Source organism: Shigella flexneri 2a str. 301 (assembly GCF_000006925.2).
In the GTDB taxonomy this organism is placed as follows: Bacteria; Pseudomonadota; Gammaproteobacteria; order Enterobacterales; family Enterobacteriaceae; genus ECMA0423.
The window spans coordinates 728,163-741,482 of the sequence record NC_004337.2 but is presented as its reverse complement, the minus strand read 5'-3'; the positions used below and the strand labels follow the sequence as shown (position 1 = coordinate 741,482).

Below are 13,320 nucleotides of genomic sequence, written 5' to 3'. Positions count from 1 at the left end.
TGCATCAGCGACCAATCACCACAACCTGACCACCATCCCCTTCGTCTGCCGTGCTGATCTCCTGAGATACCACCCGCGACCCCACGCGCATTTCACCGTACAGAACAGGCAGAACATTGCCCTGGGCAACCATGTTATCCAGTGAGGAGAAACAGGTGTTCTGTTTGCCGTTATCCGTTGTCTGTGTACGGGGAGTTCTGGCTTTCGGTGCCAGCATCTGTGCAACACCGCCAAGCGTCATACTGGCACCGAGAGAAAACAGCAGATTACTCGCCATAATTCCTACCCCCGGCATCCATATAGCAACCGCCATAACAGCTGCCCCCAGCACCGCCTGAAACACACCGCCACTTTTAGCTCCCACCAGACGCGGTACTATGTGGATCACTGCACCATTTGCCAGCGGCTCATTAAGACGGGCAGACAATTCGGTTTCACCTGCATCACGCCCGGCAATGCGCACCTGATACCAGCCGTCACTCAGTTTCTGACGAAACGCCGGGAGCTGTGTGGCCAGTGCGCGGATGGCTTCAGCCCCCGTTTTCACACGAAGGTCGATGCGGCGGCCAAATCGTTGCAAATCCCCGTAAAGGCAGATGCGTGCCATTCCCGGTGACGCCAGAGGGAGTGTGTGCGTCGCTGCCATTTGTCGGTATACCTCTCTCGTTTACTCAGTTGTTCAGGAATATGGTGCAGCAGCTCACCATCGCCGCAGTAAATGGCGGCATGATTCGGCACCGATGAACCAAAACAGCACAGCAGCACATCGCCCGGTTGTGCTGATGACAACGGCACCTGATACAGCCCTGTGGCCTCCAGATTATCCAGATAGAGATTCTGACCGTGACGCCACCAGTCATCCCCGCGATGAAAATCCGGCATCTCAATCCCCGCCAGATGATAAGCATCCCGGAACAGCGTGTAACAGTCCGTCACCCCGTGCTCAAAGCGCCGCCCGGTGAGATGCGGCACACAGCGGAACTTGTGAATCGTCCCCCGGCAGACCAGCCACCACGGCAAATCACTCTGCACCTGCAGCCGCCGGTCAGCCTCACTCAGCCAGGGCAGACCACCGGGATGACTGTGGACCAGTGCCACAATCTCACCCTGCATTTGTGCCCGCAGCCAGTCCTCCGGAGCCATCCGGAACCGTTCCTCCGGCTCACCGGAGATATTCTCGCTGGGAAGATACCTGTCTCCCTCCGGCGTTCTCACCACGAAGCCACACGACTCCGCTGGCGCACATCGCCGGGCGTGCGCCAGAATCGCTGATTCTGTCTGTGTCATGGATTTACTGAGAAAGTTTATTGATGGAAAGGAAACCGCCGAAATTACCGGTATTGTTGCGCAACTCACACCCGCGCATACACTTGCTGCATTTGTCCTTCCGGATATCCGTTGTTGGTTTGTCGAACTCGTCAGCCACTGCCCTGCCCGTGTAACCACACTCATCAGAACGGTAAGTCCACATACAGGTATTCGCCAGCATGATACGCCCCGGGAAAACCGCGCCATCCGTCTCCGTTGGTGTGGCCAGCACAAAAGAGGCACTGACCGCGCTCAGTTCGCTGCACTGCTCGATGCGCCAGCGGCTGATCACCTCCTGTTCCGGATCGGCGTCGCTGTTTCCGTTGACGAAGTTCACCGCATCCAGAAAACGGGCGTAAACCTTACGCCGGACCACCGTTCCGCCGACCAGACTCTGCAGATCTTCCGCCATCCCGGTGACCATGCCGTGCAGGTTAGAGACCGTCAGTGTCGGACGGGCAGCACAGCCCCTGCCGTTCAGTTCAAACCCCGACCCCTGAATGGGGTATGCCTGATACTGCCGCCCCTGCCAGGTGACCGGCTCACCTTTTTCGTTCTGCTCATTACAGAAAAAATAACGCTCACCACCGACCTCTGTCAGATCGATTTCCCAGAGCTCCACCCGGGCTGACTGCTCCGCACGGGTGCATTCATTCAGTGTTTCCTGCCGGATATCCTGCATCAGTTCACCACCTGTTCAAAATCGGCCGTTACAGTCACCCATAACGCCCCCACGCTTGCCGACCATTTACGACAAACCACCCTGATCAGTTTCCAGTCATAAGGTGGCGTCCACTGAAATGCGCGGACGCCACCGTGCCGTTCCAGAAAGGCTTTTAAAGATGGGTGTTCACCTTTACGAACACGTATCGTCACGCTGTAAGTCGACAACTGGTTATTCAGTCCCGCCGCACGACGCTGTTCATAACCATCGCCCAGCTTCACTGTCACCACTTTCGGCTCTGATACCACATTCATATCCGGGCGCACTTTCCAGTGAAACGTCTCCATTACCGGTATGCTCCACTTAACCGGCCACCATCACGGGCCTGCTGTTGCATAAAGTCCGCGGCCGCTTTTTTCCCGAGGTCATAAACCACCTTCAGGGCAGCCGGACCTATCTGCCCGTTCGTGCCGTCGTTATTGATCTCAATGTTGTACTGCGGGGCAAACATCACCATGCCTGAACCACCAGTATCCGCCACAACCCCCAGCTTACCATCAGCACCGCGACGCAGTGGCAGAATGGCTTCAGGTCCCGCTTCCCCCATCACACCCGCGCCTTTTGCAAAAGCAAAAAACGTCGGACGGTTAACCACCGTGCCACTGTAGCGACTCAAATCAGCAGACTGGTAAACACCGCCATCAGCATTAGTCGTGAAGCCGAATAAAGAACCGACGCCCTTTACCGCCTGCATCATGGCCATCTGTGCCATAATTCTGGCCATATCTGACAACAGGGAAGAGGTGAAGGATTTAAAATTCAGCTTACCGGTGGTACAGAATGTCGCCAGTGCATTACCGGCACTGCTGAATGCCACTGTAAACATCTGTTCTGCCGTTCCCGCCGCATTATCCGCATCCGCCGTAAAATTCTGAAACGCCCGCATGGCACCGTTTTTCCAGTCGCCCTGCGCCACTTCCAGTTCCTGCCAGTAGCGTTTGTTTTCATTCAGTTGTCGCTTCAGGCTCCCCTTCAGCACCTCCTCAGCCCTCCGGTAGTCCTCCGTCCCGTAAGTGCCTTTCTGGCGACTGTCATTCTCAAGCTGTTGCAACTGTTGCCGGTATTCCTGCCGGATGCGCAACTGTGCCTGGTAGCGCTGCCGCTGCTTATCCCCCATACCTGCAGTGGCAATATCCAGATTGTGCTGCTCACGCAGTGCACGTTCTTTGTCTGCCAGCTGGCTGGTCAGCTGAACCGTTTTTTTTCTCAGGTCGTTAAGCGCTGTCTGTTTCTGCAGCTCCTGCTGTTTCACATCCAGCAGCGTCAGCGCCTGAATCAGCTCATTCTTACGGGCCAGCACACTCTTTTCATCTGCCGTCAGCTTTTTCCCGTCCAGGTCGCTGATGCGCTGCTGCAGGGCCAGAAGCTGTTTATGCGCTTCAGTCATCCTTTCAGTGGCAATGCCTGCTGACTGTCTGGCAGCAGCAATCTGCCCTTCCACCTGTGCCTGCTGCTGACTGTACTGCAGCAATAACCGGGTGGCCTCATCATTACGGGTTGCCCGTGTATTTTTCTTAATGGCTTTTTCGTAACGTTCATTTTCACGCTGTATCGCCGCATCCCTGACAGCCTGGTCGGCGTACTGCATGGCATTAATACGCGCAATTTCCCGCTGATGTCGTGCAGCTTCCGTTTCATTCATCCGGTTCAGCGCGGCATTTTCAGCATTCCGGCGTTTCTGTTGCTCCTGGTAATTCCGTTCTGCCTGCGCTTTTGCATCCTGCAAATCCTTCCGGCGTTTTTTCTCCTGAAGATCGTTAAGACGCTGCTGATCGTACTCCACCTGTGTGGAGGCGTTTGTCCACGGATATTTTTTCGCGCGCTGAATTTTTTCCTGTAACGCATCAATCTGCGCATCCAGCGAGTCTTCACGACCAATATTCATGGCCGCATCCCAGAACTGCTTCCACCAGTCAGACAAGGTTTGCAGCGTACTACCCAGCGCATTGAGATTATTATCAATATCAGATGTGCGTTTACCGGTTTCCTCTGCCAGCGCAGACATGGCGATCCGGGCCGCATCACTGGACCGCCCCTGCTCCCCAAGGACGCGTATCTGCTCAAGCTGAGTGGCATTCAAAAAATGCAGCGCATTGTCCAGCGCCTTCGCGGCATTTACAGGATCATCCTTCAGCCGCTTAAACTGATTTATGGTATCGCTGACCGACTGGCCAACCGATCGCTCCATCTGTGCGGCAGCTTTCGCCACCATACCAATATCGTTTCCATGAAATGCCCCACTGCCCACCACCTGTGCCAGCGCACCGGCTGCCGCATGTTGCGTGATACCATTCCCGGATATGGCCCGGCTGAGTTTCCACAACTGCCCGACAGTGACACCGGCATAATGTCCCGTCAGCGCCAGCTGACGGTTAAATTTCTCGCCCTCCTTCCGGCCGTCATGCCAGGCTTTACCCAGACCCAGGACCGCCGCGACAAGTCCGCCAATAACGCCGCCAGTCATCATGCCTTTCGGCGACATCAGTGCGCCTGTCCATCCGGCACGGTTAGCCAGCGTTATCCCGGATCCCCTCAGCGCACCAAAATTGCCTCGCGCCATCTGACTGATTAACACCCCCAGCTCCCGCCGGGCTGCCGCACTTTTCAGCCCCAGCGAATGTGTGGCTTTTCCTGCCCGCTCCATTTTGCGGATATACACTTCTGCAGCACTGCTTACCCCCAGCTGAGCCGCCCTGGCGCGAAGCAACTCAGAAGACGACAGATTCTGGCGGGTTGCCTGCTCTTTAAGCTGGCGGATAAACGCCGCTTTCTGCCGGGTGGCCTGTTCCTCTGCCTGCGTCAGGGCACGGGTTTTCGCCGTGATCTCCGAAATCAGCGCCAGATAATCCTGCTGACCAACCCCGCCACTGTTTCTGGCCTGTCGGATCTGCTGCTGAATACGCTGTAATTCCTGAAGCCCCGCACCGGCCTGTTTCACACTGTCAATCTGGCGATAAAAGGCGGCAGCCGCTTTATCCTGCGCCTCCGCCAGTGCCCTGGCCTGCGCCTGTTCCTCGCGCATTTTCTGATTCAGGGCATCCACGCGCAGACGGGTTTGTTCCACCTCACGGGCCATGCGTTCATGAGCCCGTGCATTCTTCTCCACCGTCTGCGCATGGGCTGATGCTGCTGTTGCAGCCGAAGAAGCCGCCTGCATTGTCTGCCGGGCCGCCTGAGTCTGACGCTCCATAAAACGCTGCATACGGGCAGAAGACCGTTCTGCATCGCTGGCTGCACCATTCAGAAGGTTTTTGATACGGGGAATTTCATTTTTAAACTCTGCCGCATCAATCCCCAAATCAATGACCAGGTTGGCTATCTGGTCCATAACGCACACCTCCGGAAATACCTTCCCCAAGATGCATCAGTTCTTCGTCCGTTCGCTCCGGTATCCCGTTCTCTTCCGGTAAAAGGCTGAAATCAGCCACCGCAGCATCGCTGCTGCCGGACACCATTCTCACGATCAATGCCTTCAGCGAGGCAAACTGCGCATCCATCCACACATCACTGAAGCTCTGCATCCGGAAATAATCGCCCCACTCACCAAGCTCAGTGGCCGACATATCCGACAGCATCCGCCGCCAGTCTGCCCGCCGGAACTCCCGGGCAAGCCGCATGACAAACTGCATTTCCCGCGTCAGGACTTTTCCGGCGTCAGCGCCTCATGATCATCATCCCCGGCATTCTCAATGGTCCCCATACCGCTCAGCGACAGAACCCTCTCCGCCCCCGCGCCCAGCGCATCATACGACCATGTTGTCATAATGGATGCGCAAAGCGTCTCAACATCCTGAGACTGCTCAGCATTCCACAGTGAGCGGGAAACCAGCCAGGCATTGATATCCATTCCCATACGCAGAAAAGCAATCTGTCGTTCAGCCTCCGGCAGTTCTCCCTCCTGTGCATCAAACTTTGCCGTTCGCTGCTGAACAAACGTCAGATATTCAATTCTCTGCAGCCCGGACAGCTCACTGAGCACCACGGACTGTTTTTCATAATTAAACGTATCCTGTTTCAGAAACATCATGTTCTCCGGATGCAAAAAGCCCCGGATAACCGGGGCAATGATGAGTATCGTCCTGTTATGGTGCGCTGACGGTCACCGCAGCCACTGCCACAAACTCTCCGTCAGAGGTCATGCCCACGATGCTGACACTGCCCTGCTTCACGCCTTTCACCGTGGCCACAAGCCCGCTCAGGGTCACCGAAGCAGTCTGAGGATCTGACGAATGCACACTGATCGCTTTGTCACTGGCCCCGTCAGGTTTTACTGTAAAGGTCAGTGTGGTGGTTGCTCCCGCTTTGACACTGACAGATGCCGGTGCCACCGTCAGTCCGGTAACACCCACGGTTTCAGTGCCTTCCTCTGCCAGATACGGACGCCCCACACCGCTGATTTTCACAGTGCGGGTCATCACGTCTTTTGAGGCAATGGTTTTACCCAGTGAGCTCAGCCAGCCGCGGAAAACATCAACAGTGCCGTTGGGATATTTGATACGAAACGCGCAGACTTCACCGGAGTCGAACAACTGAACCAGTTTTTTCTGCCCGCTGTCACCCGGACGCCAGGCCAGCGTCGCCGAAGTATCACCAACGGATTTCTGCCCCTGGGTTGTCGTTTTCCAGTCTGCATCTTTATCATCGAGATAAGTGTCATCTTCTGCATCAGCGGTCATTTCGCCAGGTTGCAGATCCTTCACCATCGCAAGACGCAGCCAGTCAGTGTCCGACAAAGGGTTCGCAAACGCATCGCCGTTGCCGGTATACATCCAGAACGTCGTCCCCGCACCTTTCGTCTTTGCCAGTGGATTTGGTGTGGTCATTACCACCTCCTTAATTCGTGTACGTGATCTGGTACGTGATTTCCGCCATCGCCCAGGTGGCCATCTCATTATCACGTTGATAGTTAAAACCGAGTGGGATCATGGTGTCGATGAGTCCGGAAAGCACCGGAATATCCTTCATGGCCGGAAATATGGTGTTCTCCATCCACGTATCCAGCTCAGAATCCGGCGCCTGTGCACGGACGAAAACGGCAATATGCAGAACAGCCTGCCAGTCGTCCTCATCCGTCATTTTTCCGGTGTACTGCGCATCACTCAGCCACACCGCCACGGCGGGCAGTTCCTGCGCATCAATAAATGCCGGAAGCCCGTCAAAAAACGTGGCGCTGTCTCCACACTGTTCCCGAAGGCGTGCCAGCACGCTCTGACGGATTTGTGTGTGTCGGTTCATTTACTCAGATGTAACCTCAGTTGTTGTTTCAGGGCATACCCCAGCTGTTTCGGCATTTCCGCAGCAATGATGCGGTCGCGGGCATCTTCAAATGCCTGTGTCAGCGGTCCGGACATCGGGATTTTCACCACATCAATGGGGTAACGATTTTTGCCGTCAATACGCCGCATCACATGCCAGCGACCATTCGCCAGTTGCTGAATAAACGCATCCCGGAAAAGGTATTTCCCCACTTTCAGTACGCTGCCACGATGACGTGAGTTGCTGCCATGCCGGGAGCGGGCCAGTCTGACCTGTGCGGTACCCAGCTTAATGGCGGGCAGGTTACCCCGGTTAACACGCATGCGGGCATACATTTTTCCTGAGGGGCTGGCTTTAAGCAGCCTGACACGCTCCCTGACCGTTTTCAGGGGAATACCTTTCACCTGGTTATCCCCGGCAACGGTATTCTGCGCAACCTGCCGTGTGGCGACAGAAACAATCTTTGCCGCCACACGGTTTACCGCCCATGCGCTGGTCTGTGGCACCATGCGGGTATCGAGGCTGTTCAGATTGCGGATGGCATTCTCAAGTCCCTTCATCATATCGCCTCATTCTGGCATTATTCTGTGGGGCAGGACTGCCCCGCCTTAACCGGATATAACAGCATCCCCCGTCATCCGGAGTAATACGATCCACAAAGAAAGAATCATCCCCGATAGTTAACGTATCCTGACGGCGTAACTGCGATATATCTGCCGTTTTCACAAACAGGCACGGTGAGGAATCCTCAAGCCGGATCCCCCCGGCAACAAAAGAAATACTTTCGGGATCATCAAAAACCCCTGTCAGGTGTGTCCCCTCAAGTTCTCCGGACGTAATGACGGCGCTGATCCCCATATCACGGAGAATGACTTCATTGACACCGGCAAGCGCAGCATCAAACAGATTATCGAAACCGTCCACGACATCTCCTGTTACTGCCTTTTTGCCAGACCACCTGCCGCCATGCTGGCAGCCACCTCAGCAGAAACACGAAACGACGTTCCCGGTGAAACAAATATCACTGAACCATTACATTTTGTATGCAGTGTCGCCAGTGCCACCACCGTAACCTGCCCCGTTTCGTCTCCGGTAACAATGCCTGGCTGTTCAGGAACTGACTCGCCTTTATGCGCGGTCGGATCATCTTTCGATGGTGAGTACGTATCCGGCTCTGCGACCTCCCCCGCATCTCCAAGCTCTTCCTCCAGTTCCGCCACTCGCTGCGCAATATCTGCCGCACTACCGGAGACATCCGGTTCACGCCCCAGCCTCTCAGCCAGCTCACAAAGACGTTTCAGGTTTTCTTCTTTCGTAGCCATACCCGCTCCTGATTGAATGAAAAACGGGAGCATTTAGCTCCCGCTCACGGATTATTTCACCTGCACCACCACAAACTCATCCGGATCCGGCAGCACCATCAGCGGCGCGGACTGCGTCATGGTGAATTCACGCGCCGGATCACCCACGGTCAGCCAGTGTTTCGGATAACGGGAAGACGCCACCACGCCTTCAGACAATGCCTGCGCATCCTGAATGGCACCGTAGCAACGAATACCCTCTGCGGCCGTATTTCCCAGTACCAGTGTGCCGTCCGGCAGATAACGTTTTTCGGTACCGTCCTCTGCCACATAGGACGTTTTTGCCACCACGATTGCCAGATCACCATAATACCCTTTGAAGGACACCACCGCCCCCAGGTCTTTCACTGCCGTTTCCAGCTGTGAATTTGAGCCACGACGGGTATCCAGTTTTTCGCGGAACAGCTTAAAGCCATTCAGCAGACGCCAGACCTTACCATCCATAATGGCAATATTGATGGTGCCGGAAGCAAAATCACAGTACGCATCCAGATCATGCGTCGGATCAAAGGTATCGCGGTCCTGAGCGCTCCACTCCGTCCCTCCTGCCTGCGTAATGTTATTTCCCACCGACCGGCCAAAATCGACCTCAACAGTTTCAAACTGCTCTCCTTCCATGGTGTATTTGCCATACAGCACGGCATTCACCGCCTGCATCTCTTCCACCTGGACAATGGCGTGCTCTTCCTGTTTGAGGTTATCGGTGATGATACGCAGGCGACGGTAAGCCGGGCCGTTCAGCTGGGCCGGATCTTCACCGGGAAGACGCTCCACCGCCTGCTGGTAATTAAATTCGTGTTTCGGCTTAACGTAGCCCGGGCGCAGTACACGAGTTTCACCGCCACGGTGACGCAACACCTTTCCTTCAACAACCGGGGAGACATAGGCCGCCACCGGCGTTTTTCCGGTAATTTTGTCCAGCATTACCTCTTCGGTATGGAAATTCACCGTACGGCGGAAAAACAGCTCCAGAAACAGCGCACGAAATTTAACTTTTTGTTCGGTATAACCGAGTAACTGGCGGGTCGTAAACAATCCCATAAATCAGTTCCTTTCATTCAGAAATCAGTCAGGCTACCGCAGTGACCTGATAAAATGTTACGGCAGCGCTGCGTGACTCAGGGCACTGCCGGCAAAGGCATTCGCCTTTTTGTGTGTATCCACTCTCTCAGGCCAGTGGATGGCCTCCGTCGCAAAGGTCCCCGACTTGTAATACGTCAGCACCGTCTCTGTACCTTCAAGCGGCAGTACCAGTATGCCAACCACATGGCCTGCCTTCTGTCCGTCCCAGACCACCAGTTTCCCGGTATCCTCATCCAGCATCAGGGGCGTCAGAGCCGGTGTTGCCGAGGAAATCCCGCTGCTGCCTGTGGCGGTATGGGCCGGATCATTACCGGCAAAAATACGTACTTCCGCACGCTGTTCAGTGATGGTTTTCGTTACCATATTGTAAAAACCTCATATTGATGGTCAGCACTGACTTCATGGCATGGCCATGAGCATTTTCACGTCCGCATCACCGTCTGCTGACGTCTGTGGCACGCCACCCTGTACCGCTGCCGGTGAATGGTTCGCCATGAAATGTTCAAACATGGCGGTTGTGGATGCAGAAACCGGTTCTGCCCTGCCTGAGGCTGCCGCCAGTACAGCCCGGGCATTCTCCACGGTCATCCCCGGACAGGCCGCCAGTTTTTCAGCCTGCGCCTCTGCCCCTTTTGCCTCATCCAGGGCCATAATCTGATCACGAAGTGAGGGTCCGGCATTCGCCTGCGGTGAAGCAGCCAGAATCGGACGGGCTTTTTCCACCGTCATCTCCGGCATCGCCGCCAGCGTTGCCGCCAGTTGTTCACGTCCTTTCGCCTCTTCACATGCCATAATGCGATCGGCTTCACTCTGCGCAGATACACCAGATTGTTGCGGTGCCGCCACGGCCAGAATCGCCCGGGCCTGCTCAACGCTCATACCCTGTTGCCCTGCCAGCATCGTGGCCAGTTGTTCACGTCCTTTCGCTTCCTGACACGTCAGGATCCCCATCACTCGCTGGTTCTCCTGCGCGGCAGCCTCCGTTGCAGTTAATTGCGGCATAGTGCCTCCTGTATCGTGTGTGTTCAGCGTCGCAGCCATCACGCTGATGGCGTCCGACGCATTGATTAATTCATCCGCCAGTTCGGCCTCAATACCGGACTGACCTTCAAAAACGGCGGCCTCTGTTCCCATAACCGCATCCACAGATAAACCGGTATACATCGCCACTTTTTCAGCAAACATCCGGCGCGCCGCATCAATGCGCTGCTGCATGTCCTGGCGAACCTTTGCTGGCAGGGATTCAAACTGATTGCCATCCACCTTGTGCGATCCGGCGTAAATCAGCGTGATATCCACACCGGCCTGTGCCAGATGACCGGCATAGCTGACATGGCCCATCATCACCCCAATGGAGCCGATACGGGATGTCTGGGTAACCAGCCGTCGGGAGCAGGCCGATGCCAGTAACATGGCGGCTGAACAGGCCGTGTCATTGCACAGTGCCCAGACAGGCTTCAGCTGCCGGAGACGGTAAATCATGTCAGCGCAGTCAAACGCGCCGGTGGCCTGCCCGCCAGAACTGTCAATGTCCAGCAGTACGCCCCGTACCTGAGTGTCCGCCATTGCCTGCTGAAGACAGGCGACAATGCCGTCATAGCCAGTCATTCCGGAAAATGGCCGCATGCCACCCAGCCGGTGTACCAGCGTGCCGGTCACCGGCAGTACAGCAATACCGTTCACCACCCGGTAAACACGGGCAGGTCGTTTGCCTCCGGCCATGTACTCGTCCGTTTCAGCCAGCATCCCGGGAGCGTCAAGCTGTACCTGCTGTTGCGGTACCGAAAGGCTTGCTGCGCCCATCTCACGCCCGAGCGCGCAAAAGAAAACCCGCGCATAGGCGGGCTCCAGAAGCAGCGGCTCATTGAATGCCGCAGCGATAATATGTGAAAGATTACGTCTCACGTGATGTTGTCTCCTCTTCCGGCCTGCGACTCTCCGCTATCTGCTGCTGATACGCCTGGGCTATCCACACCGGACGTGAGAGTCCGGCTTTTTCGCGCTCTGCGGATTCCCTGACCTGCTGGCGGAAAATGTCCTGATAATCTTCGCCCATCAGTGCCAGTTCTTTCTCATACGTGCTCAGTCCGGCCTCAATGCGCATCACCGATTCCTGGACCTCCTTGAGCCCGTCAATGGCCATTCTTCCGGAGCTAATCCACTCTGCCCGTGACCAGGCTGAACGCGCCTGGTAAAAATCAAAACGCGCCCGTGGCGGACGAATAATCCCCCGAAGAAGCGCCTCTTCCAGCCAGCAGGAAAACATCTGCGTGGCCAGCCGGGCCGCAATAAATTTTCGCCGCCCCATAAAATAGCGCCACGACTCATTGGCGGAGGCGCGGGCACTTGAGTAACTGACCTTCGAGTAATCACGGGACAACTGTTCGTAGGAAACGCCAAGACCGGCTGCAATATACCGCAGCAGCGCCTGTTCAAGCGCCGAAAATCCATTGTCTGAATCCTGCGCTGTCTGCAGGTTCAGCGCATCGCCAGGAAAAAAGGTGCGGAATTTTAACACCGCCCAGCGTCACGTTATTCGTGTCATACCAGCGGGTGAACTTCTCCAGAATATTAATAAGCGGATTATCCTGCTGACCTTGCGGTGCCCCCGCGATATATTCAAATGCCTTTTCGGTATCAAGTTCACTTTCGATTGTGGCTGCATACATCGCCTTCACAATGGCCGACTGAAGCTGCGTGGCCTGCAGGGAGTCCAGCATCTTCATCCGCTCCATTACGCTGTAAAACTGATTAGCCCCACGGGTCTGCCCGTCCTCCACCGGCTCAAAAATATGCAGCATGGCCGGACGCCCGGTGGGAAGCTCACGCGGGATCCGCTCCCAGCGTCCGGCACCAGAGAACGGAAAATCATCCTCACAGATATGGTACGCAATCGCCCGCCCATACCGATCGACCTCAACCCCGGCCCGCAGAAAGTGGTTCCCCATACCGTGTCCTGGCGTGTCCACCCGTTTCGGACTCACGGCTTTAAAACGCGTACGGAATAACTGCGTGGTTTCCGTATCCCAGACCGGCTGCACAAAGATTTCGCCGTTAAAGGCATGCACGCCCACCCCTTCACGGATAAATTCCGTAAACGTGCGTTTCCCTTCCACGTCGATCTCGCCAAACATTCCTTCTGCGTATTCCGACCAGGCTGCTTCCACCTCCCCGACAAAACTTTTTGCCGTGGTCTCCCGCATCCCCAGCCAACGCCAGTTCAGACGGTAGCTGATAAGAAACATGTGCCCGACGATATGATCCTTATGCAGGGCCACCGCATTAGCCGCGATACCGTTATTGCGCACCAGATCATCTGCCCGGGCATTCCCCAGACGCAATGCAGGCAACAGGGCCGCATCGGCACTCTGCGCCGGTGGTAACCACTCTGCCATTTGCCCGCCAAATCCTGCGCCGCCTCCGTTGTAGCTGAGACTCTCACGAAGCGGAACGCCGTTCACATCAATCAGGACAGGCGTTCGTTTCATAACCTCACTCCCAGCGGTCGGCGGCGTCGGGTCGTACCCAGAACCGACTCCGCATCGTTGATCGCACGGTTAAGCTCATTCAGGGACGCTGCCGTATATT

Annotated in this window: 15 protein-coding genes and 1 pseudogene; all 16 read right to left on the bottom strand. The window is 55.8% G+C overall.

Annotated features, from left to right (window positions below):
- Positions 1 to 4 precede the first annotated feature (4 nt).
- On the bottom strand, positions 5 to 580 hold the full coding sequence (locus tag SF0717) for a phage tail protein (RefSeq protein ID NP_706645.1): 576 nt from the start codon (positions 578 to 580) through the stop codon (positions 5 to 7).
- Positions 544 to 1,287 carry a tail assembly protein gene (locus SF0716; RefSeq protein NP_706644.1) on the bottom strand — a complete coding sequence of 248 codons (744 nt, stop codon included), beginning with the start codon at positions 1,285 to 1,287 and terminating at the stop codon, positions 544 to 546. The genes SF0717 and SF0716 overlap by 37 nt, the downstream gene beginning before the upstream one ends.
- Before the next feature lie 4 nt (positions 1,288 to 1,291).
- Positions 1,292 to 1,990: a minor tail protein gene (locus SF0715; RefSeq protein NP_706643.1), complete on the bottom strand. Its 699-nt coding sequence runs from the start codon at positions 1,988 to 1,990 to the stop codon at positions 1,292 to 1,294.
- Positions 1,990 to 2,319, bottom strand: a complete 330-nt coding sequence (locus tag SF0714; protein NP_706642.1) for a minor tail protein — start codon at positions 2,317 to 2,319, stop codon at positions 1,990 to 1,992. Before SF0714 ends, SF0715 begins: the two co-directional genes overlap by 1 nt.
- Positions 2,319 to 5,360, bottom strand: coding sequence for a tail length tape measure protein (locus tag SF0713; RefSeq protein NP_706641.1), 3,042 nt, complete (start codon positions 5,358 to 5,360; stop codon positions 2,319 to 2,321). The genes SF0714 and SF0713 overlap by 1 nt, the downstream gene beginning before the upstream one ends.
- On the bottom strand, positions 5,332 to 5,661 hold the full coding sequence (locus SF0712) for a prophage CP-933K tail protein (RefSeq protein NP_706640.1): 330 nt from the start codon (positions 5,659 to 5,661) through the stop codon (positions 5,332 to 5,334). Before SF0712 ends, SF0713 begins: the two co-directional genes overlap by 29 nt.
- An 8-nt stretch (positions 5,662 to 5,669) precedes the next feature.
- Entirely contained in the window at positions 5,670 to 6,074 is a 405-nt protein-coding gene (locus SF0711) for a prophage CP-933K tail protein (RefSeq protein ID NP_706639.1), read from the bottom strand.
- A gap of 40 nt (positions 6,075 to 6,114) precedes the next feature.
- Positions 6,115 to 6,861, bottom strand: a complete 747-nt coding sequence (locus SF0710; protein ID NP_706638.1) for a prophage CP-933K tail protein — start codon at positions 6,859 to 6,861, stop codon at positions 6,115 to 6,117.
- Positions 6,862 to 6,865: 4 nt separating this feature from the next.
- Entirely contained in the window at positions 6,866 to 7,267 is a 402-nt protein-coding gene (locus tag SF0709; RefSeq protein NP_706637.1) for a prophage CP-933K tail protein, read from the bottom strand.
- Positions 7,264 to 7,848: a prophage CP-933K tail protein gene (locus tag SF0708; RefSeq protein NP_706636.2), complete on the bottom strand. Its 585-nt coding sequence runs from the start codon at positions 7,846 to 7,848 to the stop codon at positions 7,264 to 7,266. Before SF0708 ends, SF0709 begins: the two co-directional genes overlap by 4 nt.
- Positions 7,835 to 8,212 (bottom strand): tail attachment protein, encoded by a 378-nt coding sequence (locus tag SF0707; protein ID NP_706635.1) that lies wholly within the window; start codon positions 8,210 to 8,212, stop codon positions 7,835 to 7,837. Before SF0707 ends, SF0708 begins: the two co-directional genes overlap by 14 nt.
- An 11-nt stretch (positions 8,213 to 8,223) precedes the next feature.
- Positions 8,224 to 8,610 carry a DNA-packaging protein gene (locus tag SF0706; RefSeq protein ID NP_706634.2) on the bottom strand — a complete coding sequence of 129 codons (387 nt, stop codon included), beginning with the start codon at positions 8,608 to 8,610 and terminating at the stop codon, positions 8,224 to 8,226.
- Positions 8,611 to 8,661: 51 nt separating this feature from the next.
- Positions 8,662 to 9,690, bottom strand: a complete 1,029-nt coding sequence (locus tag SF0705; protein NP_706633.1) for a major capsid protein — start codon at positions 9,688 to 9,690, stop codon at positions 8,662 to 8,664.
- 57 nt (positions 9,691 to 9,747) lie between these two features.
- Positions 9,748 to 10,095 (bottom strand): capsid protein small subunit, encoded by a 348-nt coding sequence (locus tag SF0704; RefSeq protein ID NP_706632.1) that lies wholly within the window; start codon positions 10,093 to 10,095, stop codon positions 9,748 to 9,750.
- 36 nt (positions 10,096 to 10,131) lie between these two features.
- Positions 10,132 to 11,637 carry a head-tail preconnector gp5 gene (locus SF0703; protein NP_706631.1) on the bottom strand — a complete coding sequence of 502 codons (1,506 nt, stop codon included), beginning with the start codon at positions 11,635 to 11,637 and terminating at the stop codon, positions 10,132 to 10,134.
- Positions 11,627 to 13,220: pseudogene (locus SF0701) on the bottom strand. The gene SF0703 and the pseudogene SF0701 overlap by 11 nt, the downstream one beginning before the upstream one ends.
- Between the last annotated feature and the right edge of the window lie 100 nt (positions 13,221 to 13,320).